We start from the raw sequence: 21,369 nt of genomic DNA, 5'->3' as shown, positions 1-21,369 counted from the left end.
GGATATTTGTATGATTTTTGAGAGGATGAGTGATGTTGTGTCTCTGTTTTGAGACTTTTGGTGGCTGAAAGGGCGTCATCGCGGGCAAGCCTCGCTCCTACAGACGCACTTATATGCTTCTGTAGGAGCGAGGCTTGCCCGCGATCAGCGCGTAGCGCTGGCTCTTTCTCTGTATGGAGATGCATGTCTCTTTATTGAGACTCTTCAATCCCCAGCGCCGCCATCTTCTTGTACAAAGTCGAGCGCCCCAGCCCCAGGCGCGCCGCGGCTTCCACCACCTTGCCGCCACAGTGCGCCAGGGCCGTCTCGATCACCTGGCGGTCGAAGCGCTCCCGCGCCGCGGCGAAGGTTTCGTTGGGCTGCACCTCGGCGGCCTGGGCGCTGGCCGCGCGCGGCACCGGGCTGAAGGTGCCGATGGCCGCGCGCAGGTCGCTAGCATTGAGCATCAGGTCGTCGCTGAGCAGGGCGGCGCGTTCCAGGACGTTGCGCAGTTCGCGGATATTGCCGGGCCAGGCGTGCTGGCCGAGTAGGGCCAGGGCGTCGGGAGTCAGTTCGTGCTGGCTGCGCAGTTCTTCGAGGATGGCTTCGCTGAGGGCCGGCAGGTCGTCCAGGCGTTCGCGCAGCGGCGGCACCTGGATCGGCAGCACATTGAGGCGGTAGTACAGGTCGGCGCGGAATTCGCCGCGCTTGATCGCCGCTTCGAGGTCGGTGGAGGTAGCGGCGATCACCCGCACGTCGCTCTGGATCACCTCGTTGGAACCCACCGGCTCGAACTCTTTCTCTTGCAGCACCCGCAGCAGCTTGCTTTGCAGGGGCAGGGGCATGTCGCCGATCTCGTCGAGAAACAGCGTGCCGCCCTGGGCGATCTGCAGCTTGCCGGCGCGGCCCTTGCGGTCGGCGCCGGTGAAGGCGCCGGGGGCGGTGCCGAAGAACTCGGCTTCCAGCAGGGTTTCCGGAATCGCCGCGCTGTTGATGCTGACAAAGGCCTTGTGCGCCCGTGGCGAAGCGGCGTGGATCGCCTGGGCCAGCAGCTCCTTGCCAGTGCCGGTCTCGCCTTGCAGCAGCACCGGCGACTCGGCGCTGGCACTGCGCCGGGCGCGGCGCTTGACTTCCAGGCTGGCGGCGCTGGTGCCGATGAAGTGGGCGAAGTTGTATTTGGTCTGCCGCGCCCGCAGCAGCGACCGCGTGGAAGCAAGCTCTTCCTGCATGCTCAGGTAGCGCTTGAGCATCGGCGACAGGCTGCGCAACTCGTCGAACAGGGCAAAGCCGATGGCGCCGATCACCGCCCCGGCATCGTCGTGGATCGGCAGGCGCATCACCACCAGCGGGTCCTTGGGGGTGTCCTGCATGTCCAGCAGGATCGGCCGCCCGGTGCGCACCACTTCGCGCAGCAGGCTGCCGGGGATCACGCTTTCGCAGGCCTTGCCGATGGCGAACGCCGCCGACTCCAGGCCGAAGCGCCGGGCGTAGCGCTCGTTCATCCAGACGATATTGGCGTCGCGGTCGACGATCACCGTGCCTTCGCTGGATTGCTCGATGATCTCGAACAGCGAACGGATCGCCAGTTGGCGAACCCGCTGGTAATCCTTGAGGCTTTCGGTGTCGTTCATGGGGAAGGTCCTGAAGGGAGCGCGGCGCCGATTATGCCGGGAATCTTCACGGCGACGCGACCATCAGGGTTGACGCTATCCCTGTAGCCGCTGCCGCAGGCTGCGATAAGGGCCGGAGGACCTTCAGCGATCTTGAGTACGTCGCGACCGTTCCGGTCGATCGCAGCCTGCGGCAGCGGCTACAGGGTTGTGCTTCTGTAGGAGCGAGGCTTGCCCGCGATGTAGGCGCTGCGGTATTGCAGGCACACCGCGTAGAGCCTATCGCGGGCAAGCCTCGCTCCTACAGGGGAATGCGGATTCAGGCCGGGTGGGCGGCGGCCAGCAGTTCCTGGGTGTAGGGATGCTGCGGCGCTTCGAACACTTCGTGGCTGGGGCCGCGTTCGACCACCTTGCCGTCCTTGATCACGATCATGTCGTGGGCCAGGGCGCGGACCACGGCCAGGTCGTGGCTGATGAACAGGTAGGTCAGGCCATGCCGCTCCTGGAGCTGGCGCAGCAGCGCCACCACCTGCTTCTGCACCGTGCGGTCGAGGGCCGATGTGGGTTCGTCCAGCAGGATCAGCGCCGGCTTGAGCACCAGGGCGCGGGCGATGGCGATGCGCTGGCGCTGACCGCCGGAGAACTCGTGGGGGTAGCGATGGCGGCTGGCCGGGTCCAGGCCGACTTCTTCCAGTGCCTGGATCACCTGCTGCTCGCACTGCTGGGCCGTGGAGTGGCTGTGCACTTCCAGGCCTTCGCTGATGATCTGTTGCACCGACATCCGTGGGCTGAGGCTGCCGAACGGGTCCTGGAACACCACCTGCATCTGCTTGCGCCACGGCCGCAGCTGCTTCTGGTTGAGGCCGTCGAGGGCCTCGCCCTGGAAGCGGATGCTGCCTTCGGAATCCAGCAGACGCAGGATCGCCTGGCCGAGGGTCGACTTGCCCGATCCAGACTCGCCGACGATGCCCAGGGTCTTGCCCCGTTGCAGGCTCAGGCTGATGCCGTCCACCGCCCGCAGGTATTGCTTGCGCCGGAACAGCCCGCCGCCGATCTGGAACTGCACATTGAGGTCGTCCACCTGCAGCACCACTTCGCGCTCGTCCCGGGGCAGGGCTTCGCCTTCCGGCTCGGCATTGAGCAACACGCGGCTGTAGGGATGCTGCGGTGCGCTGAACAGGGTTTCGCACGGCGCCTGTTCGACGATTTGCCCGGCCTTCATCACACAGACGCGCTGGGCGATGCTGCGCACCAGGTTGAGGTCGTGGCTGATCAGCAGTAGGGACATGCCCAGGCGCTGTTGCAGGGACTTGAGCAGCAGCAGGATCTTGCGTTGCACCGTCACGTCGAGGGCGGTGGTCGGTTCGTCGGCGATCAGCAGCTCCGGTTCGCAGGCCAGGGCCATGGCGATCATCACCCGCTGGCGCTGGCCGCCGGAGAGCTGGTGCGGATAGGCCTTGAGCCGTTCCTCGGGTTTCTGGATGCCCACCAGGTGTAGCAACTCGAGGATCCGCGCCTGGGCCGCCTTGCCGCCCAGGCCCTTGTGCAGCAGCAGGGTTTCGCCGATCTGCTTTTCGATGCTGTGCAGCGGGTTCAGCGAGGTCATCGGCTCCTGGAAAATCATGGCGATGCGGTCGCCGCGCAGCTTCTGCAAGGTCCGCGTATCGGCGCCGAGCAGCTCCTGGCCGCGGTAGCGGATGCTGCCGCTGCTCAGGGTGTCGCAGTCGGGCAGCAATTGCAGGATCGAATGGGCGGTCACCGACTTGCCCGACCCCGACTCGCCGACCAGGGCCAGGCACTCGCCGGGGCGAATGTCCAGGCACAGGTCGCGCACCACCTTCTGCTCGCCGAAGGCGACGTTGAGGTTGCGGATTTCAATCAGGTTGTCAGTCATTTCAGTATCCGCCTGGTTCAATAACGTGGCTCAGGAACATGGCTCAAGAACGTGGATCGAAGGCATCGCGCAACGCTTCGCCGATAAACACCAGCAGCGAGAGGATCAGCGCCAGGGTGAAAAACGCCGTCAGGCCCAGCCAGGGCGCCTGCAGGTTCTGCTTGCCCTGGCCGATCAACTCGCCCAGGGACGCGCTGCCGGCCGGCATGCCGAAGCCGAGGAAATCCAGGGCGGTGAGGGTGGAAATCGCTCCGGTGAGAATGAACGGCAGGTAGCTCAGGGTGGCGTTCATCGCATTGGGCAGGATGTGCCGCACGATCACCTTGCGGTCGTTGAGGCCCAGGGCGCGGGCGGCCTTGACGTATTCCAGGTTGCGCCCGCGCAGGAATTCGGCGCGCACCACGTCCACCAGGGCCAGCCAGGAGAACAGCGCCATGATCCCCAGCAGCCACCAGAAATTCGGCTCGACGAAACCGGACAGGATAATCAGCAGGTACAGCACCGGCAGCCCCGACCAGACCTCCAGCAGGCGCTGGCCCAGCAGGTCGACCCAGCCGCCGTAATAGCCTTGCAGGGCGCCGGCGGCGATGCCGATCAGGGCGCTGATAAAGGTCAGGGCCAGGGCGAACAGGATCGACACCCGGGCGCCGTAGATCACCCGGGCCAGCACGTCCCGCGCCTGGTTGTCGGTGCCCAGCCAGTTGACCGCGGTCGGCGGGCTCGGTGCCGGGCGGCTGAGCTCGTAGTTGGGCGTGTCTTCGCTGAACGGGATCGGCGGGAACAGCAGCCAGCCGCCGTCCTGGCGGATCAGCTTTTGCACGTAGTCGCTGCGGTAGTCGGCCTGGAACGGCAGCTGGCCGCCGAACTCCTGTTCGGTGTAGCGCTTGAACACCGGGAAATACAGCGAGCCCTGGTAGCTGACCACCAGCGGTTTGTCGTTGGCGATCAGTTCGCCGCCGAGGGTGAGGAGGAACAGGCCGACAAACAGCCACAGCGACCACCAGCCACGGCGGTTTTTCTTGAAACGGTCCAAGCGCCGGCGCGCCAGCGGAGAGAGCTTGAGCATCAGGCGTTCCTCGCGGCGAAGTCGATACGTGGGTCGACCAGGGTGTAGCACAGGTCGCCGATGAGTTTTATCAGCAGGCCGAACAGGGTGAAGATGAACAGCGAGCCGAACACCACCGGATAGTCCCGCGACACCGCGGCCTCGTAGCTCATGCGCCCGAGGCCGTCGAGGGAGAAGATCACCTCGATCAGCAGGGAGCCGGCGAAGAACACGCTGATAAACGCCTGGGGAATGCCCGAGACCACCAGCAGCATGGCGTTGCGAAACACATGGCCGTACAGCACCCGGCGTTCGCTCAGGCCCTTGGCCCGGGCGGTGACCACGTACTGGCGGGTGATCTCGTTGAGGAACGAGTTCTTGGTGAGGATGGTCAGGGTGGCGAAGCCGCCGATCACCAGGGAGGTCACCGGCAGCACCAGGTGCCAGAAGTAGTCGACGACCTTGCCCAGGGTGCTCAGTTGCTCGAAGTTCTCCGAGACCAGCCCGCGCACCGGGAACCAGTTCAGCGAAGTGCCGCCGGCGAACATCACGATCAGGAACATGGCGAACAGGAAGGCCGGCATGGCGTAGCCGATGATGATCGCGGTGCTGCTCCAGATATCGAAATGGCTGCCGTGGTGCACCGCCTTGCGGATCCCCAGGGGGATCGACACCAGGTAGGTGATCAGCGTCGCCCAGAGCCCGAGGGAGATGGTCACCGGCATTTTCTGCAGGATCAGCTCGGTGACCGTGGCGCCGCGGAAGAAGCTCTTGCCGAAGTCCAGCTGCGCGTAGCTCTTGAGCATCAGCCACAGGCGCTCGTGGGCCGGCTTGTCGAAGCCGTACTGTTTCTCGATGTCCTTGATCAGCTGCGGGTCGAGGCCACGGCTGGCCCGTGAGTTGCCGCTGACGCCGTCGCTCGAACCGCCGAGGTTGCCGCCACCGCCTATGCCTTGCAGGCGGGCGATGGCCTGTTCCACCGGACCGCCGGGGGCGGCCTGGACGATGGCGAAGTTGACCAGCAGGATGATCAGCAGGGTCGGGATGATCAGCAGCAGGCGCCGCAGGATATACGCCAGCATCAGTGCGGCCCTCCAGGCTTGCCGCGCTGGACGCGCTCGGCCGCCATTTGCTCGTTGGTCAGGGGCGTGCGGCTCATTTCCCACCAGCTTTCGATGGCTTCGTCATTGCTGGCGGGAATGGCCGGCATGCCGAAGCGGTTCCACCACACGGTGGAGGTGCCCGGCGGGTAGTAGTTGGGGATCCAGTAGTAGTTCCATTGCAGCACCCGGTCCAGGGCGTGGGCGTAGCTCAGCATCTGCGGCTGGCTGGTGGCCTTGACCAGGCCGCTGATCAGGCTGTCCACCGCCGGGTTCTTCAGCACCATCAGGTTGCTCGAGCCGGGATCGTTGGCCGCCGCCGAACCGAAGTAGTTATACAGCTCCAGCCCCGGCGAGGTGGTCACCGGGTAGCCGGTGACGATCATGTCGTAGTCGCGGGCCATCAGCCGGTTGACGTACTGCGAGGCGTCGATGCGGCGGATTTCCAGGGTGATGCCGATCTGCGCCAGGTTGCGCTTGTACGGCAGCAGCAGGCGCTCGATGCCGTTCTGGCTGTTGAGGAAGGTGAAGCGCAGCGGCTCGCCGTCGGCGTTGACCAGCGTGTCGCCGTCGGGTTTCCAGCCGGCCGCTTCGAGCAGGGCTAGGGCTTGCAGTTGCTTGTCGCGGATCAGGCCGCTGCCGTCGGTTTTTGGTGCTTCGAAGACCTGGTTGAAGACTTCGTCGGGGACCTGCCCGCGCAGCGGTTCGAGGATTTTCAGCTCTTCGGCATCCGGTAGCGCCCGCGCGGCCAGGGCGCTGTTGGAGAAGAAGCTCTGCTGGCGGATATACAGGTCGCGCATCATCTGCCGGTTGCTCCACTCGAAGTCCCAGAGCATGGCCAGGGCCTGGCGCACCCGGCGGTCCTGGAACATCGGTTTTTGCAGGTTGAACACGAAGCCCTGGGCCGGTTGCGGCGCCTGCTTGGCCAGGTGGGCCTTTTGCAGGCGGCCGTCGTCCAGGGCCGGGCTGTCGTAGCCGATGGAGAAGCCGGTGGCGGAGAACTCACGGTTGTAGTCGTAGGCGCCGCCGCGCAACACTTGGCGGGCGACGTCGGTGTCGCCGAAGTACTCGATGCTGAAGCGGTCGAAGTTGTACAGGCCGCGGCTGACCGGCAGGTCCTTGCCCCACCAGTCGGCATCGCGGGTGAAGGTGATGCTGTTGCCGTTGTCGACCTTGCTCACCTTGTACGGGCCGCTGCCCAGGGGCGCTTCGTAACCCCCGCCGCCGGCGAAGTCACGGCTCTTCCACCAATGCTCGGGTAGCACCGGCAGGGTCGCGATATCCAGGGGCAGGGTGCGGTTTTCATTGCTCTTGAAGTCGAAACGGATCACCCGCGGCGACTCGACCTCGACGTCCTTGACGTCGGCGAACTGGGTGCGATAACGCAGGCTGCCCTGGGTCATCAGCAGGTTGTAGGTGTAGCGCACGTCTTCGGCGGTGATCGGCTTGCCGTCGGCGAAGCGCGCCTTGGGGTTGAGGTAGAAGCGCAGCCACAGGCCGTCGTCGGCGCGCTCCATCTTTTGTGCCACCAGGCCATAGACGGTGTAGGGCTCGTCCAGCGAGCGCTGGGCCAGGGGCGAGTAGATGTAGCCGTCGAGTTGCGAGACGCCGATGCCTTTGTCGATGTAGGGCAACACATGGTCGAAACGGCCGATCTCGATGGCCGAGCGGCGCATGCTCCCGCCCTTGGGCGCCCGTGGGTTGGTGTAGGCGAAGTGACTGAAGCCAGCGGGGTATTTGGCCGGTTCGCCATAGACGGTCAGGGCGTGTTGCGGCGCGGCGTCGGCACTCGCGGTCCCCAGCAGCAGGGCCAGGGCGGTGAAGATCAGGGAGGGGAAAAGCAGGCGCATTGTCAGCCTTAAGAGCCGGGTGATCGATGACCACGATTTGTACGCTACCGGCGCGCTGCTGACCAGCGCGGGCGGTAGCCCAAACACAACGGCCCACCAAGGGGCGGGCCGTCGTTCACGCAAATCGCGACAGGATCAGTCCTGGCGGCTGGTCACTTCCAGCAGGTGATAACCGAACTGGGTCTTCACCGGGCCTTGCACGACGTTGACCGGGGCGCTGAACACCACGGTGTCGAATTCCTTGACCATCTGGCCTGGGCCAAACGAGCCGAGGTTGCCGCCGTCACGGCTGGATGGGCAAGTGGAGTTCTTCTTGGCGACTTCGGCGAAGTCGGCGCCGGCTTCGATCTCGGCTTTCAGTTCGTTGCACTTGGCTTCGCTGGCAACGAGGATATGACGGGCGGTGGCTTTGGCCATGGGAGTTGCTCCTTTCAAGAAAGTGGTGAGCCTACCGGATTGTGTGGCCTATTTCTCGTCAAAGTTCCGTCAAGGCATTGCAGCAAGGGATGGCCGGTAGGGCTCTGTTTCTGTAGGAGCGAGGCTTGCCCGCGATGCAGGCGACGCGGTGGGTCAGTTACACCGCGTTATCGTTTATCGCGGGCAAGCCTCGCTCTACCGGGGCGGGATCAGGCGGAAGCGGGAATGTCTTGCCGGGCGCTGCGCAGCTGCCGGGCAGCACTACGCAGCAGCTGCTCGGTGGCGTCCCAGCCCAGGCAACCGTCCGTCACCGAAACCCCGTAGCGCAGCGTCGGGCTCAGGGGCTGGCAACCCTCGAACAGATGGCTTTCCAGCATCACCCCGACCAGGGACGAATCGCCCTGCAGGCGCTGCTCCAATACCTCGTCGAACACCGCCGGTTGGCGCAACGGATCCTTGCCGCTGTTGGCATGGCTGCAATCGACCATGATCCGCGCCGGGATCTTCAGCTTCTGCAGGTCGTGCTGGATCTGGGCCACGCTCTGGCGATCGTAGTTCGGGCCGCGATGGCCGCCGCGCAGCACCAGATGGGTGTCCGGGTTGCCCGAGGTCTGGATCACCGCCGGGTGGCCCTGGCTGTCGACGCCGAAGTGGCGGTGCGGGTGCGCCGCCGAGCGCATGGCGTCGCAGGCGATGCCGACGCCGCCGTCGGTGCCGTTCTTGAAGCCTACGGGCATGCCCAGGCCGCTGGCCATTTCCCGGTGGATCTGCGATTCGGTGGTGCGCGCGCCAATGGCGACCCAGCTCAGCAGGTCGTCGAAGTAGCCGGCGGCCATGGGTTGCAGCAATTCGGTGGCGATCGGCAGGCCCAGGCGGAGCATTTCGCGCATCAGTTCACGGGACAGGGTCAGGCCGCCGGCCATGTCGTCGCTGCCGTCCAGGCGCGGGTCGTAGGCCAGGCCTTTCCAGCCGACGGTGGTGCGGGGTTTTTCGACGTAGGCGCGCATCACCAGCAGCAGCTCGTCGCTGACCTCGGCGGCCAGGCTGGCGAGGTTGCTGGCGTATTCCAGGGCGGACTGGGGATCGTGGATCGAGCAGGGGCCGACGACCACCAGCAAACGGGAGTCTTCACCGTTGAGGATGGCGCGCACCGCCTGGCGATGGGCGGCGACTTGCTGGCTGAGGGCCGGGCTGAGCGGCAGTTGCTGCTTGAGCTCCAGCGAGCTGGGCAGGCGCTGGGTCAGGGTTTCGTTGGCGCAGTTGCGGGTGGACAGCGGCAGAGCGGAGACGGACGAGTTCATATTCAAGGCTTCCTGGGCAGGCGGCGGGTGGTGTCCCGCGCGCGGCCCTACTGGGGTGTTCGACAATTGGCCGGATTGGCTGTGCAGGTGTGTTTGCCACCAGTAGGTGACCGATCGGAGGCGGCAGGCTGTCCCGAACGGAGGCTGCTAAATCGCCAGGCGCAGCAGGTGTCGTAACGGTAATAAGTGGCGTAGTTCATGGTTTGAATCCTCGGTAAGTTCGGTGTGTTGCTGAAAGTCGCGGTTAAAAATCTTTGGCCCAGAAAAACAAAACCCCCGGTCTGGAGGCCGACCGGGGGTGAGATTTTCTCTGGTAGGCGACCCGTTCAAGTGGGCGCCGTTTGGGTATCAGGCGCGCCAGTGGCTAAACCAATACCCAAAATAAAAGCTCGCTGGAGCGCAGGCGTTTTTCACCCAGGCAGCCGCACCGACGCGCGAGGCGCTGGCAGTGTGACGATGCATGGAAAGGGTGAGGGACGACATGCTGTTTCTCCGTGAAGTGGGCCGAGCTTACTAGAGGCTGGGGGCGCGGTTCAATCAGAAATTCCTATTAGCTTGCCTGTCAGTGCCTATGAGTTAAGCGCTTTGAGGTTTTATGACACACTCGCCACGCCCTTATTTGTGCTTGTTCAGGACCCATCATGACCCCGCTGACCCTTGCCGCCGCCCAATCGATTTCCATCGCTGGCGACCTGCCGGGCAATATCGCCCGGCACCAGGCTTTTATCCGAATCGCCGCGGAGCAGGGCGTGCAATTGCTGGTGTTTCCCGAGCTGTCCCTGACCGGTTACGAACCGGCGCTGGCGGCCGAGCTGGCGCTATTGCCGCAGAGCCCGCTGTTGCAGCCGTTGCGCGACCTGGCCCGGGAGCTGGGGGTGACGGCGGTGGTGGGCATGCCCATCCGCCTGTCGGCCGAGGGCCCGCTGTTGATCGGCGCCCTGGTGCTGGCCGCCGACGGTTCGCTGGCGGTGTACAGCAAGCAGCATCTGCATGCTGGCGAGGAGCAGGTATTTAGCCCCGGCACGGGGGGCGCGAACCTCACATTCGCCGAGGACCAAGTCGCCCTGGCGGTGTGCGCCGATTTCTCCCAGGCCAGCCATGCGCGCGCGGCGGCGCAGTCCGGTGCCGGCATCTATGCCGCCGGCGTGCTGATCAGCGAAAAAGGCTACGCCGCAGACACTGCCTTGTTGCAGGGCTATGCCGTGGAGCACACCATGCTGGTGCTGATGGCCAATCACGGCGGGCCGACCGGAGTCTGGGTGTCGGCCGGGCGTAGCGCGATCTGGGGCCCGGATGGCGGGCTGATCGTGACTGCGGCCGGCACTGGAGATGAGCTGTTGATCGCCCGGCGCACCGCCGGGCGCTGGAGTGGCCAGCAACTGAGGGTCGAAGCGCCTTGAACGGTTTCCAACTGCGTCCGGCCAGCACCCTGGAGGATCTGGTTTTTGCCCGCGACCTGACCCGCAGCTGCATGCTGGGGTATTACATCCGTCACGATCTGTTGTGGCTGGACGAAGCTTTCGATGTGGCCTGGGCCGGTCGGGAGAACCTGCTGATCTGCCAGGGCGCCAGGGTGCTGGGGTTCGTCAGCCTGAGTCGCGATTCCAGGGCTTTGTATATTCGCGAGTTGCATGTGCTCGAAGCGTTTCGCGGGCAAGGTGCCGGGGCCTGGGCCATCGAACAGGTACTGGCGATGGCGCGCGGCGAACGGCGTGGGCTGCTACGGTTGACGGTGTTCAAGGACAACCCGGCGCAGGCGCTTTATGGGCGCATGGGGCTGAAGGTGGTCGGGGAAGATGAGTGTTTTCTGCGGATGGAGCGAAGCAGCGCCGCGGATGCGTAGCCGCTGGTTGCTGTGCGCGGCGCGGTCGATCCGAGCGGTGTGGCGACAGGCGAGGCTCAGGCGGGTTCCTGGTCGGGCCCCTCGGACTCGGCGAGGATGATGCCGTCTTTCATACCCAGCAATACCGCCACTTTGTGCGCCTCTCCGCGTCGTCCTTTCTTGCGTCCGGCCAATACCTGGTAGGTGGTGGCTGGGTCGACCCCGTGTTCACGGGCGAACTGTTGAACCGATTTACCTTGATGTTCAAGCCAGGCCTTGGCTTGTGCGGCAGTGCGGATACCGGGCATAGTTCAAAACCGTTCAAATTTGTTCAATGCTTGAAGGGTGTAACACCCCTAGGGGTGCATAAAAAAGGATCATACATCCAAATGAGTGGAATCGGTTCGCGGTTAAGACAGGAAAGGGAACGCCTGGGGTTGTCGCAGAAGAAATTTGGTGAAGTTGGCGGCGTGGAAGCCAATGCCCAAGGCAGATATGAAAGTGGAGACCGGGTACCCAAGGCGGACTATTTGTCCCGGGTGGCGGCAAAAGGAGTCGATGTCCTTTATATAGTGACCGGCAGGCGGACCCCGACCAGGGCCGATAACCTCAGCCAGAGCGAAGAGAAAATCCTCGTCAGTTATCGGGCCTTGTACAAGGAAGATCAGGACGCGATCCGGCACCTGACCCATACCCTTGCCGAGCTTTCGGTTTCCAGCCTCATGAAAAGAAAGGCGGACGCCCGAGAGCCTTAGGGCAGGGCGTTCGCAGTGCATTAACCAGCCACCGGATACCCCTGTTGAACAGGTGCTTTTTATATGGCGCTTGTCATTAGGTCAGCACGCTGCTTTTTTGCTAAGGTGTCCGGCAACCTATAAGACCAAATCGCGAGGTGTCTGCTTGATTAGGGTGCTAGTAGTCGATGACCATGATCTCGTTCGTACAGGTATTACACGAATGCTGGCTGACATCGATGGCCTGCAAGTGGTCGGCCAGGCCGAGTCAGGGGAGGAATCCCTGCTCAAGGCCCGGGAATTGAAACCCGATGTGGTCCTCATGGACGTCAAGATGCCCGGGATCGGCGGTCTTGAAGCCACGCGCAAATTGTTGCGCAGTCACCCGGATATCAAAGTCGTGGCCGTCACTGTGTGTGAAGAAGATCCGTTCCCGACCCGCTTGCTGCAAGCGGGCGCGGCGGGGTATCTGACCAAGGGCGCGGGCCTCAATGAAATGGTGCAGGCCATCCGTCTGGTGTTTGCCGGCCAGCGTTACATCAGCCCGCAGATTGCCCAGCAACTGGTGTTCAAGTCATTCCAGCCATCCAGTGAATCGCCGTTCGACGCCTTGTCGGAGCGCGAGATCCAGATTGCGCTGATGATTGTCGGCTGCCAGAAAGTGCAGATCATCTCCGACAAGCTGTGCCTGTCTCCGAAAACCGTGAATACCTACCGTTACCGTATCTTCGAGAAGCTCTCGATCAGCAGTGATGTCGAACTGACGTTGCTGGCGGTTCGCCACGGCATGGTCGATGCCAGCGCCTGACAATGAACGACCCGTTTGATCCCAGTGCTTTTCTTTCCACCTGCAGTGGCCGTCCCGGCGTGTATCGCATGTTCGATGGCGATGCACGTCTGCTCTACGTCGGTAAAGCCAAGAACCTGAAGAGCCGCCTGGCCAGCTACTTTCGCAAGACCGGCCTGGCGCCGAAGACCGCCGCCCTGGTGGGGCGTATCGCGCAGATCGAAACCACCATCACCGCCAACGAAACCGAAGCCCTGCTGCTCGAGCAGACGCTGATCAAGGAATGGCGGCCGCCGTACAACATCCTGTTGCGCGACGATAAGTCCTATCCCTATGTGTTTCTGTCGGACGGTGAGTTCCCGCGGTTCAGCATCCACCGCGGGGCGAAAAAGCAGAAGGGCAAGTACTTCGGCCCGTACCCCAGCGCCGGGGCCATTCGCGAGAGCCTGAGCCTGCTGCAAAAGACCTTCATGGTCCGCCAGTGTGAGGACAGCTACTACAAGAACCGCACCCGGCCGTGCCTGCAGTATCAGATCAAGCGCTGCAAGGCACCGTGCGTCGGCCTGGTGGAGGCCGAGGTATACGCCGAAGATGTGCGCCACTCGGTGATGTTCCTCGAAGGGCGCAGCAATGCCCTGACCGATGAACTGTCGGCCGGCATGGAGCAGGCGGCCAGTACCCTGGACTTCGAGAAAGCCGCCGAGCTGCGTGACCAGATTTCCCTGCTGCGGCGGGTGCAGGACCAGCAGAGCATGGAAGGTGGCAGCGGCGATGTGGACGTGGTGGCGGCCTTCGTCAACCCGGGCGGCGCCTGCGTGCACCTGATCAGCGTGCGTGGCGGCCGGGTGCTGGGCAGCAAGAACTTCTTTCCCCAGGTGGGTATCGAGGAGGACGTGGCCGAGGTCATGTCGGCGTTCCTCGGCCAGTACTTTCTCAGCAGCCCGGAGCGCGACCTGCCCAGCGAGCTGATCGTCAACGTGGTCCACGAAGACTTCCCGACCCTGATCACCGCGATCCAGGCCTTGCGCGGCCGCGAGCTGAGCATCAGCCACCGGGTACGTGGCACGCGGGCGCGTTGGCAGCAGCTGGCGGTAACCAACGCCGAGCAGGCCCTGGGCGCGCGCCTGGCCAACCGCCAGCATGTGGCGGCACGTTTCGAAGCCCTGGCCGAAGTGTTGAACCTGGACGAACCGCCGCAACGCCTGGAGTGCTACGACATCAGCCACTCCAGCGGCGAGGCGACCGTGGCGTCCTGCGTGGTGTTCGGCCCGGAAGGTCCGCTGAAGTCCGATTACCGGCGCTACAACATCGAAGGCGTCACCGCCGGCGACGACTATGCGGCGATGCACCAGGCCCTGACCCGGCGCTTCAGCAAGCTCAAGGACGGCGAGGGCAAGCTGCCGGACATCCTGCTGGTGGACGGTGGCAAGGGCCAGCTGTCCATGGCCCGCGACGTGCTCAACGAGCTGGCGGTGCCCGACCTGATCCTGCTGGGGGTGGCCAAGGGCGCGACGCGCAAGGCCGGTTTCGAGACCCTCTACCTCAACGATGCCGCCCATGAGTTCACCCTCAAGGGCGATTCACCGGCGCTGCACCTGATCCAGCAGATCCGCGACGAAGCCCACCGTTTCGCAATCACCGGCCACCGTGCGCGCCGCGGCAAGACCCGCCGCACCTCGACCCTCGAAGGCGTGGCCGGCGTCGGTCCCAAGCGCCGTCGCGACCTGCTGAAGCATTTTGGCGGATTGCAGGAGCTGTCTCGCGCAAGCATCGACGAGATCGCCAAGGCACCGGGGATCAGTAAAAAGCTCGCTGAGTTGATTTATGCGAACTTGCATAGCGAGTAGGGGAGAGTTCAGGGGCGGAAAGGGTCAGGCTGACCGGGACACTGTTTCAGGCGGGCAATAACATCAGTGCCTGTTTTAGTGGTGTCGATCTTACCGCTCCCATCAAGGTAAATGTCCATTGTCCTCCACCGCTTTGGTGTGATGTAGATACACCGGGGCGGGGTCGTGTCGGCCCACCAATCGAACATCATAAAGAAATCCCTATCGGGGAAAATATGCCCTGCATCACCGGTTGTCTCTCCCGGCATCAAGTCCCGTCGAAATATTGAATGCTGCGTATTGAAGACGTATTTGAATGCTTTTGAGCCATCGCCTGAGTAGTAAATGACGACCCTTGGCAAAGCCAAATACCAGCATGCAATAAGGAAGCAAACGAATCCTGTAATCCACCGCCCTAAGTAGAGCTTTTTCTCACTTGCAGACATGTGGTTGAACCCCTTTCGCCCAGTCGCTTATGGGGACTGCCAGCACTTTGTCCATAATGATCTTCCCTGTAAGGCCACCATTTGGGTATTCCTTGTATAGGCTCATCCCGATAATGATCGAGACCCTATCGGGTACATCATCCCATGCGCGCATACCTTCAACACCCTTGGTCCTTTGCGGGCCATCAAACCTCTTAGGGTTTTTGATGAAGCGCCAAGTGTCTGATCCGATTTGCTCTACACCAGCACCGTCCAATAAGACACTCTCAGAAAGCCCACCTGCGACACCCACATATCCGTAGTGGATGTTCGACCAGATATCGTAGAAATATTCATAGGCCCCTTGCTTATGCCAAGGGTATTCACCAAAGAGTTTTTGCAGTATTGGCTTATGGTCCCATGGCCTGTTCTGACCGACGCGCTCAGTCCAGATAGCAAAAGCTTTCGCTTTCTTCCCCAGCGCCAAGCTGTAGATGTCTGGCTCAAGAGCGAAGCGCATGTAAAAGGGCAGTTCCGCGTATTTCCTTGTTTCTGCTGCGGGGTCAAAGCTATTCAAGTCTTTCATTTGCCGCACAGACGGGCTGTTGATGTTGCGGTTCATCTCATCGGCAATGTAATTCGCCAGTTCCTCCATGCGGTCGGGGTCGGTACAAACCTTCTCCTCTGGCTGCTCCTCAGGCGCCTTAGGGGCCCCGTTAGGATCGACCAAAGCATTCGCATCCTTAGCCTTCTCGGTCAGCTTCGGGTCAGCCAACAAGGTCGCCATCTTTTCATCGTCCACCGAGCCATCCGGGCGAAACACGCCGAGTGCTGCGAAGTTGATGATGGCAGCCCCAGGAGCGGGCCCCATGACAAAGCCACCGAAAGTATCACCCGACCCTGTGATGATTGTCCCGCCGTGGCTGGTGGGGCTCCCTAAATGGGCCATGGGACGACCATTCAGAATGATCGAGGGAAACCCCGTGGTGATGACCGCGCCACAACCGCAAGTGTCTCCCACACGGGCTGCTCCCATGAAGTTGATGTTGATGTCACCAGAAGCGCAAGCAATAGGTGTCGTGCCGTGACCGGGAAGAGGGCAGAGGTGTTTGTCGCCCAGGCGAGCAGAAGAGAGCATTTTATCGTCCCTGCGTTGACTGATCCGCGAGGCTCTTTGTAGAGCCCCGCAAACCTAGCAAGCGGCGATGGCTAAGGCTTTAGGACGATTCTGAACTTGGATGGAGTCTGGCGAGGGCTGAGAGTCTGGCTGGAAAATCTGCATGGCCACCGCACTACGTCTACAGATGATGGTTCCAGCAGGTTTGCGAACTGAGTCTTGTCCTGCTCGCGCAGGCCCCGGGAAGTTGCGCTTTCGAGGGGTTCAACGTGTTGGAACAGTGTTAGACACGCTGTGCGAGAAGCCCGTAGAATGGCCGTGCCTAGCTCATCTGCTGTCTTTTTCGAGTAGATTGCCAACTCACCTCGTAGCCAGTTGTGCCGATGAATATCCCTAATCTGATCACCGTTCTACGCGTTCTGCTCATCCCGATCTTCATTTTGCTGTTTTACCTGCCTTACAACTGGAGCTACATGGCCGCCAGTTCCGTCTTCGCGTTTGCCGCGGCCACCGACTGGCTCGATGGCTACCTGGCGCGACGCCTGGAGCAAAGCACACCGTTCGGGGCTTTCCTCGATCCGGTGGCCGACAAGTTGATGGTAGCGGTGGCCCTGGTACTGCTGGTGCAAGAGCACGGCAACCTGTGGCTGACCCTGCCGGCGGCGGTGATCATCGGACGTGAGATCGTCGTTTCCGCCCTCCGCGAGTGGATGGCCGAACTGGGTGCCCGCGCGCAAGTAGCGGTATCCAACATGGGCAAATGGAAAACCGCCGCGCAGATGCTGGCGCTGGTGATCCTGCTGGCCAACCCGCCGGCCTTCACTTTCTGGGTGCTGCTGGGTTATGCCCTGTTGCTGATCGCCGGAGGGCTGACCCTGTGGTCCATGCTGCAGTACCTGCGCGCTGCCTGGCCGCATCTGAAGACCGATGTGGAAAAGAAATAAAACTTTTTTGAATCAAGGGGTTGACGCAGTTTCGAATTTCTATAGAATGCACACCACCAAGACGCGGGAATAGCTCAGTTGGTAGAGCACGACCTTGCCAAGGTCGGGGTCGCGAGTTCGAGTCTCGTTTCCCGCTCCAAACATAGCGCTACAGAGTTCCACTTAACTCTGCAGCGATCGAAAAAAGGACCTTCGGGTCCTTTTTTCGTTTGTGCGGTATTCCACTGACGTCGGCTGCGTTCCAGCAGTATCCAGTGGTTTTAAGTGCATTTCTCTGTCTGTTTTCCGTCATCCCTTGGTTCAAGACTCGTTTGGATGTAGCAGCCTTGGCATGACGTGACTTTTTACTAGAGCGGATTTTGAGGCAGGGCGCTTTTTCCTCGATAGCCTACGACGAACTTGCTTAGTTGTTCCGAGGCTTTTTGCTTCTTTTCCTTTTGCCGCGCTGGAGCGGACCTGACTCGCGGAAGCGGAGATCGGCGACTACCCACTTAACTATTGACCCTGATAGGAATAGGCAATGCTCAAAGACAAACCGGCATAGGTGACCGGGTTTTCCCTGGATAGCATGGCTGCCTCGTCCCTCTCTATCGGAGCTCGCCATGAACAGCATAAAAACCCTATTTATCACGGGTGTCAGCAGCGGCTTTGGCAATGCGCTGGCGCGGGAAGCGCTTGCCGCGGGGCATCGGGTTATCGGCACTGTGCGCAATGAAGCGGCCTTGCAGGCGTTTCAGGCGCTTTCCGTGGATCGTGCCCATGGGGTGATTCTGGATGTCACTGACTTCGAGCGGATCGACAGCCTGGTCGCGGCTGTCGAAGCCGCTCATGGCCCGGTCGATGTCTTGGTCAACAACGCCGGCTACGGTCATGAGGGCATCTTCGAAGAGTCGCCGCTGGAGGAGCTGCGTCGCCAGTTCGACGTCAATGTGTTCGGCGCGGTCGCGGTCACCAAGGCGTTCCTGCCATATTTTCGCAAGCGGCGTGCCGGTCACATTCTCAATATCACCTCCATGGGCGGCACCATCACCATGCCGGGTATCGCCTACTACTGCGGGAGCAAGTTTGCGCTCGAAGGTATCTCCGATACGCTGAGCAAAGAACTGCGGCCGTTCAATATCTTCGTGACCGCCGTGGCGCCAGGCTCGTTTCGCACGGACTGGGCCGGTCGTTCGATGCAGCGCACGCCACGGAGCATTGGCGACTATGACGCCAGTTTCGACCCGGTGCGCAAAGCGCGGGAAGAGAAAAGCGGCAAACAGCCCGGCGACCCGCGCAAAGCCGCGCAAGCGATGCTGCAGGTCATCGCCAGTCCGACGCCACCCGCACACCTGCTGCTGGGCAGCGATGCCTTGGGCCTGGTGCGCGGCAGGCTGGAGCAGGCGGCCAGAGAAATCGATCAATGGGAAGCGCTGAGCCGTTCGACCGATGGTTGAACGGTCAGCCAAGGGGCTGTCAATGAATCAGGCCGACTCACAGACCTCGCGCATGGTGCAGCTGATGGAAAAGCTGGCGCCGATCGAGGGCTACAACCTCAGCGCGCTGGAGGATATCCGCTTCCTGCGTTCGAACCGGCCCCTGACCCGTACCCCGGTTTTGTATGACCCGGGCATCGTCATCCTGTGCCAAGGGCGCAAGCGTGGCTACCTGGGTGATGACGTCTATGTCTATGACGCCCAGCATTACCTGGTGGTGTCGGTCCCCGTGCCGTTCACCATGGAGACCGACGCCAGCGAGGCAGAGCCCATGCTGGCGGTCTACATGCGTCTCGACTTGCAGGTGGCCAGCGAGTTGATGCTGCAAGTGGATGAAGCCCTCGGGCCCAGCGACGCCCAGCCCAAGGGGATGTATGCCTCGCCGATGGACGATCTGCTGCGCGCCTCGACACTGCGTTTTCTCGAGGCGATGAGTACTCCAGGTGACGCGCAGATACTCGGGCCGTTGCTGGTGCGGGAAATCTATTACCGCATCCTGACGGGCGAGCAGGGCGGCTCGATGCGTGTCGCGCTCAATCGCCAGGGGCACTTCGGCAAGGTCACTCGCGCGATCCGCAAGATCCACAGTTGCTACCAGGAGCGCCTGGACGTGGAGTCCCTGGCCCGGGAAGCGAGCATGAGCGTGCCCAGCTTTCACCTGCACTTTCGCAGCGTGACGAACGCCTCTCCGATGCAGTACCTGAAGTCGACGCGCTTGCACCAGGCGCGACTGCTGATGCTGCGCAACGCCATGAGCGCTTCGACGGCGGCCTTCAACGTAGGCTACGAAAGCGCCTCGCAATTCAGCCGCGAGTTCAAACGCTTCTTCGGCCGAACGCCCCAGGCGGAGATCGAATGGATGAAGGCGACCTATGCGTTGCCTGCGCCGTCTACGCCATCTGTCTATGTCTCGTCGCATTAGTTTTCGCACCTGCCTGAGCAAGTCTGTGGCGCGCGTTTTGCTTCGCGCTTGAACCTCACCCCACAGGAGTTCAGCGATATGGATTCGAAGCGCTCTACGCAACAACCTTCGGATGGTGCCCCAGGCCTGGCGGCGGGCAGCGTTATTGGCGGGCAGCCCACACCAGCGCCAGGTTATCGCCCGCTGCTGGAGGGCGAGGTGATTCAACCGACCGATGAGGCCGGCAACGACCCCCAGTCCTGGACGCCCGTGCCCAGCCATTGGGTCAGCCAGGTGCATTGCCTGGCGGTGTACGGTCAGGTACGTCGGCCGACAACCCGCCAGGGCTGTTGCTAATCTGCCGCCAGCGGTGCTGGCCGCCGCCGGGATACCCTGCTGCGCGCTTTACCTGGATCGGGTCTCGATGAAGGGGCTCATCCATCTGCCATCCTTGTTGCCGAGCAGTCCTGCTCACGGCTTGAACTCCCCATTTCAGAGCGTTCGTGCACGCTTCCATGGCCCGGGCGGCGGGGGAGATTGCGCTGTCTTGAGGCATGGGCCTCCACCTGCGCACGATTGCGAGTCTGGAGAAAACTGACGAGTCGCACAGCTTCCTAGACTGGTCAGACCTGTAAGACCTTGTTTTTCGATCGGTAAATAATAAATCCATGATTTTCCGCGGGAAGTGGCATGGGGGCTGCTATGCACGATGCATTCTTCAAGCGGCTTCGCTGTGGTTCGGCCACCCGATATTCAACCGGGCAGACGTCGACCTGAGTCGCTGAAGAGGGGGCAGTCCGCGGGTCGACAGCGTTGTCGACCCGCCAGGGACTCGGTTGATTCTTGACGGAGAAACATCATGAACCACGACTCAAATGCTGCGAGCGCAGTCAAACCACCGGCCAGGGCCTGGTATGGATCACTCTTTTCGCAGGTGTTGCTGGCCCTGTTGCTGGGGATTGTGCTCGGCGTACTGGTGCCTGATTTCGCGGTAAAGCTGAAAGTGCTCAGCGACGGTTTTCTCAAGCTGATTTCGATGATCGTCGCACCCATCGTCTTTTGTGTGGTGGTGCACGGGATCGCCGGTACGGGCGACCTGAAAAACGTCGGGCGGGTAGGGGGCGTGGCGCTGATCTACTTCGAGATCATGACCACCATCGCCCTGGCTCTCGGCATCCTGCTGGCGTTCGTGTTCGGGCCCGGGCATGGCATGAACATCGACACCACGACCCTGGATGCCGGGGCCATGAGCAGTTATTCGGAGAATGCCCACAAGCTCCAGGGCAGCGGCATCGGTTCGTTCATCCTGAACATCATTCCCACCACTTCAATCGATGCATTGGCCCGCAACGATGTATTGCAGGTGCTGTTCTTTGCCTTGCTGTTCGGCATCAGCCTGGCATTGGTGGGGGGTAAAAGTGCGGAGCGCGTGACCTCGTTCATCGACGATATTTCCAAGGTGCTGTTCAAGGCCATGGGCCTGATCGTGCGGCTGGCGCCCCTGGGCGTGCTAGGGGCAGTGGCCTACACCGTTGGCAAGTACGGTGTCGGTTCGATGAAGCAGCTGATTTCCCTGGTCGTGCTGTTCTACGCCTCGATCCTGATCTTCGTGTTCGTGATCCTGGGGGCGGTGTTGCGTTATGCCGGGATCAACGTGTTCAAGTTCATTGCCTACCTGCGCGAGGAGCTGACCATCGTCCTGGCCACCGCCTCCTCGGACTCGGTGCTACCGCAGATCATGCGCAAGCTGGAAGTCCTGGGCGTGAAAAAATCAGTGGTGGGGCTGGTGGTGCCCACCGGCTATTCGTTCAACCTCGATGCCTTCTCGATCTACCTGACCCTGGCGGTGGTCTTCATTGCCCAGGCCACCAATACCCCCTTGTCGATAGGTGACCTGCTGCTGGTGCTCGGGGTGTCGCTCGTGACCTCCAAGGGCGCGCACGGCGTGCCGGGCTCGGCCATCGTGATCCTGGCGGCGACCCTGAGCGCAGTCCCCAGCATTCCGGTGATCGGCCTGGTGCTGGTGTTGTCGATTGACTGGTTCATCGGCATGGCACGCGCGGCGGGCAACCTGATTGGCAATTGCGTGGCCACCGTGGTGGTGGCCGATAAGGTCGGCGACCTGGACCGCGAACAGGCTCA

General features: G+C 62.2%; 20 protein-coding genes and 1 tRNA gene. 11 read left to right on the top strand and 10 right to left on the bottom strand.

Annotated elements, in window-relative coordinates; all coding sequences use genetic code 11:
• Positions 1 to 191 precede the first annotated feature (191 nt).
• The 7 genes from DK261_RS18380 to DK261_RS18350 form a co-directional block, all read right to left on the bottom strand.
• Positions 192 to 1,610, bottom strand: coding sequence for a sigma-54-dependent Fis family transcriptional regulator (locus DK261_RS18380; protein ID WP_110176095.1), 1,419 nt, complete (start codon positions 1,608 to 1,610; stop codon positions 192 to 194).
• 298 nt (positions 1,611 to 1,908) lie between these two features.
• Positions 1,909 to 3,483, bottom strand: coding sequence for an ABC transporter ATP-binding protein (locus DK261_RS18375; protein WP_053269361.1), 1,575 nt, complete (start codon positions 3,481 to 3,483; stop codon positions 1,909 to 1,911).
• Between the two features lie 43 nt (positions 3,484 to 3,526).
• A complete protein-coding gene (locus DK261_RS18370; protein WP_110176094.1) occupies positions 3,527 to 4,549 on the bottom strand; it encodes an ABC transporter permease in 1,023 nt (340 codons plus the stop codon).
• On the bottom strand, positions 4,549 to 5,610 hold the full coding sequence (locus tag DK261_RS18365; RefSeq protein ID WP_009049621.1) for a microcin C ABC transporter permease YejB: 1,062 nt from the start codon (positions 5,608 to 5,610) through the stop codon (positions 4,549 to 4,551). Before DK261_RS18365 ends, DK261_RS18370 begins: the two co-directional genes overlap by 1 nt.
• Positions 5,610 to 7,478 carry an extracellular solute-binding protein gene (locus DK261_RS18360; protein ID WP_110176093.1) on the bottom strand — a complete coding sequence of 623 codons (1,869 nt, stop codon included), beginning with the start codon at positions 7,476 to 7,478 and terminating at the stop codon, positions 5,610 to 5,612. The genes DK261_RS18365 and DK261_RS18360 overlap by 1 nt, the downstream gene beginning before the upstream one ends.
• Positions 7,479 to 7,613: 135 nt before the next feature.
• Positions 7,614 to 7,895, bottom strand: a complete 282-nt coding sequence (locus tag DK261_RS18355) for a peptidylprolyl isomerase (RefSeq protein ID WP_007924449.1) — start codon at positions 7,893 to 7,895, stop codon at positions 7,614 to 7,616.
• 209 nt (positions 7,896 to 8,104) lie between these two features.
• Positions 8,105 to 9,196 (bottom strand): 3-deoxy-7-phosphoheptulonate synthase, encoded by a 1,092-nt coding sequence (locus DK261_RS18350; RefSeq protein WP_110176092.1) that lies wholly within the window; start codon positions 9,194 to 9,196, stop codon positions 8,105 to 8,107.
• A 641-nt stretch (positions 9,197 to 9,837) separates the two neighbouring features.
• Here DK261_RS18350 and DK261_RS18345 point away from each other — a divergent pair.
• Together DK261_RS18345 and DK261_RS18340 are read left to right on the top strand one after the other, a co-directional pair.
• A complete protein-coding gene (locus DK261_RS18345) occupies positions 9,838 to 10,596 on the top strand; it encodes a carbon-nitrogen hydrolase family protein (protein WP_110176091.1) in 759 nt (252 codons plus the stop codon).
• Entirely contained in the window at positions 10,593 to 11,039 is a 447-nt protein-coding gene (locus DK261_RS18340; RefSeq protein WP_110176090.1) for a GNAT family N-acetyltransferase, read from the top strand. The genes DK261_RS18345 and DK261_RS18340 overlap by 4 nt, the downstream gene beginning before the upstream one ends.
• A gap of 56 nt (positions 11,040 to 11,095) precedes the next feature.
• Here the strand turns inward: DK261_RS18340 and DK261_RS18335 are convergent, their stop codons facing one another.
• Positions 11,096 to 11,326 carry a DNA-binding protein gene (locus DK261_RS18335; RefSeq protein ID WP_009049616.1) on the bottom strand — a complete coding sequence of 77 codons (231 nt, stop codon included), beginning with the start codon at positions 11,324 to 11,326 and terminating at the stop codon, positions 11,096 to 11,098.
• 81 nt (positions 11,327 to 11,407) lie between these two features.
• On the opposite strand from DK261_RS18335, the gene DK261_RS18330 reads away from it, so the two are divergent.
• From DK261_RS18330 to uvrC, 3 genes are all read left to right on the top strand, one after another.
• Complete coding sequence (locus DK261_RS18330) at positions 11,408 to 11,773, top strand: helix-turn-helix domain-containing protein (RefSeq protein WP_007924437.1); 366 nt, start codon at positions 11,408 to 11,410, stop codon at positions 11,771 to 11,773.
• Between the two features lie 145 nt (positions 11,774 to 11,918).
• A complete protein-coding gene (uvrY, locus tag DK261_RS18325) occupies positions 11,919 to 12,560 on the top strand; it encodes a UvrY/SirA/GacA family response regulator transcription factor (RefSeq protein WP_009049615.1) in 642 nt (213 codons plus the stop codon).
• A 2-nt stretch (positions 12,561 to 12,562) separates the two neighbouring features.
• Positions 12,563 to 14,386: an excinuclease ABC subunit UvrC gene (gene uvrC / locus DK261_RS18320; RefSeq protein ID WP_110176089.1), complete on the top strand. Its 1,824-nt coding sequence runs from the start codon at positions 12,563 to 12,565 to the stop codon at positions 14,384 to 14,386.
• 8 nt (positions 14,387 to 14,394) lie between these two features.
• Here uvrC and DK261_RS33570 read toward each other — a convergent pair whose 3' ends face one another.
• Complete coding sequence (locus DK261_RS33570; RefSeq protein ID WP_080710582.1) at positions 14,395 to 14,811, bottom strand: hypothetical protein; 417 nt, start codon at positions 14,809 to 14,811, stop codon at positions 14,395 to 14,397.
• Positions 14,798 to 15,928 carry a polymorphic toxin type 44 domain-containing protein gene (locus tag DK261_RS18310; protein WP_110176088.1) on the bottom strand — a complete coding sequence of 377 codons (1,131 nt, stop codon included), beginning with the start codon at positions 15,926 to 15,928 and terminating at the stop codon, positions 14,798 to 14,800. The genes DK261_RS33570 and DK261_RS18310 overlap by 14 nt, the downstream gene beginning before the upstream one ends.
• 362 nt (positions 15,929 to 16,290) lie before the next feature.
• Here DK261_RS18310 and pgsA point away from each other — a divergent pair, with 362 nt between their 5' ends.
• The 6 genes from pgsA to dctA form a co-directional block, all read left to right on the top strand.
• On the top strand, positions 16,291 to 16,851 hold the full coding sequence (gene pgsA, locus DK261_RS18305; protein WP_009049612.1) for a CDP-diacylglycerol--glycerol-3-phosphate 3-phosphatidyltransferase: 561 nt from the start codon (positions 16,291 to 16,293) through the stop codon (positions 16,849 to 16,851).
• A gap of 63 nt (positions 16,852 to 16,914) precedes the next feature.
• Positions 16,915 to 16,990, top strand: a tRNA-Gly gene (locus tag DK261_RS18300).
• Positions 16,991 to 17,453: 463 nt separating this feature from the next.
• On the top strand, positions 17,454 to 18,287 hold the full coding sequence (locus tag DK261_RS18295; RefSeq protein ID WP_016703090.1) for an oxidoreductase: 834 nt from the start codon (positions 17,454 to 17,456) through the stop codon (positions 18,285 to 18,287).
• Positions 18,288 to 18,309: 22 nt separating this feature from the next.
• A complete protein-coding gene (locus DK261_RS18290) occupies positions 18,310 to 19,248 on the top strand; it encodes an AraC family transcriptional regulator (protein ID WP_028682628.1) in 939 nt (312 codons plus the stop codon).
• A 78-nt stretch (positions 19,249 to 19,326) separates the two neighbouring features.
• The gene (locus tag DK261_RS18285; protein ID WP_028682629.1) at positions 19,327 to 19,584 is read left to right on the top strand and encodes a hypothetical protein; all 258 of its coding nucleotides are present in this window, start codon (positions 19,327 to 19,329) and stop codon (positions 19,582 to 19,584) included.
• Positions 19,585 to 20,086: 502 nt separating this feature from the next.
• Positions 20,087 to 21,369, top strand: a 1,283-nt coding sequence (gene dctA, locus DK261_RS18280; RefSeq protein WP_110176110.1) for a C4-dicarboxylate transporter DctA, incomplete at its 3' end; no start/stop codon positions are given.

It is taken from the genome of Pseudomonas sp. RW409, from assembly GCF_003184125.1.
Classification (GTDB): Bacteria; Pseudomonadota; Gammaproteobacteria; order Pseudomonadales; family Pseudomonadaceae; genus Aquipseudomonas; species Aquipseudomonas chlororaphis_I.
The sequence above is the reverse complement of the archived record's forward strand: the minus strand, read 5'-3'. Positions and strand labels throughout refer to the sequence as shown.

What these genes read in the sequence shown, in the direction of transcription:
- DK261_RS18285 (WP_028682629.1), top strand. Translation starts at nt 19,327, where the DNA reads ATGGATTCGAAGCGCTCTACGCAACAACCTTCGGATGGTGCCCCAGGC.
- DK261_RS18350 (WP_110176092.1), bottom strand. Translation starts at nt 9,196, where the DNA reads ATGAACTCGTCCGTCTCCGCTCTGCCGCTGTCCACCCGCAACTGCGCC.
- DK261_RS33570 (WP_080710582.1), bottom strand. Translation starts at nt 14,811, where the DNA reads ATGTCTGCAAGTGAGAAAAAGCTCTACTTAGGGCGGTGGATTACAGGA.
- DK261_RS18360 (WP_110176093.1), bottom strand. Translation starts at nt 7,478, where the DNA reads ATGCGCCTGCTTTTCCCCTCCCTGATCTTCACCGCCCTGGCCCTGCTG.
- pgsA (WP_009049612.1), top strand. Translation starts at nt 16,291, where the DNA reads ATGAATATCCCTAATCTGATCACCGTTCTACGCGTTCTGCTCATCCCG.
- DK261_RS18335 (WP_009049616.1), bottom strand. Translation starts at nt 11,326, where the DNA reads ATGCCCGGTATCCGCACTGCCGCACAAGCCAAGGCCTGGCTTGAACAT.
- DK261_RS18370 (WP_110176094.1), bottom strand. Translation starts at nt 4,549, where the DNA reads ATGCTCAAGCTCTCTCCGCTGGCGCGCCGGCGCTTGGACCGTTTCAAG.
- DK261_RS18375 (WP_053269361.1), bottom strand. Translation starts at nt 3,483, where the DNA reads ATGACTGACAACCTGATTGAAATCCGCAACCTCAACGTCGCCTTCGGC.
- DK261_RS18295 (WP_016703090.1), top strand. Translation starts at nt 17,454, where the DNA reads ATGAACAGCATAAAAACCCTATTTATCACGGGTGTCAGCAGCGGCTTT.
- DK261_RS18345 (WP_110176091.1), top strand. Translation starts at nt 9,838, where the DNA reads ATGACCCCGCTGACCCTTGCCGCCGCCCAATCGATTTCCATCGCTGGC.
- uvrC (WP_110176089.1), top strand. Translation starts at nt 12,563, where the DNA reads ATGAACGACCCGTTTGATCCCAGTGCTTTTCTTTCCACCTGCAGTGGC.
- DK261_RS18290 (WP_028682628.1), top strand. Translation starts at nt 18,310, where the DNA reads ATGAATCAGGCCGACTCACAGACCTCGCGCATGGTGCAGCTGATGGAA.
- DK261_RS18310 (WP_110176088.1), bottom strand. Translation starts at nt 15,928, where the DNA reads ATGCTCTCTTCTGCTCGCCTGGGCGACAAACACCTCTGCCCTCTTCCC.
- DK261_RS18365 (WP_009049621.1), bottom strand. Translation starts at nt 5,610, where the DNA reads ATGCTGGCGTATATCCTGCGGCGCCTGCTGCTGATCATCCCGACCCTG.
- DK261_RS18380 (WP_110176095.1), bottom strand. Translation starts at nt 1,610, where the DNA reads ATGAACGACACCGAAAGCCTCAAGGATTACCAGCGGGTTCGCCAACTG.
- DK261_RS18355 (WP_007924449.1), bottom strand. Translation starts at nt 7,895, where the DNA reads ATGGCCAAAGCCACCGCCCGTCATATCCTCGTTGCCAGCGAAGCCAAG.
- DK261_RS18330 (WP_007924437.1), top strand. Translation starts at nt 11,408, where the DNA reads ATGAGTGGAATCGGTTCGCGGTTAAGACAGGAAAGGGAACGCCTGGGG.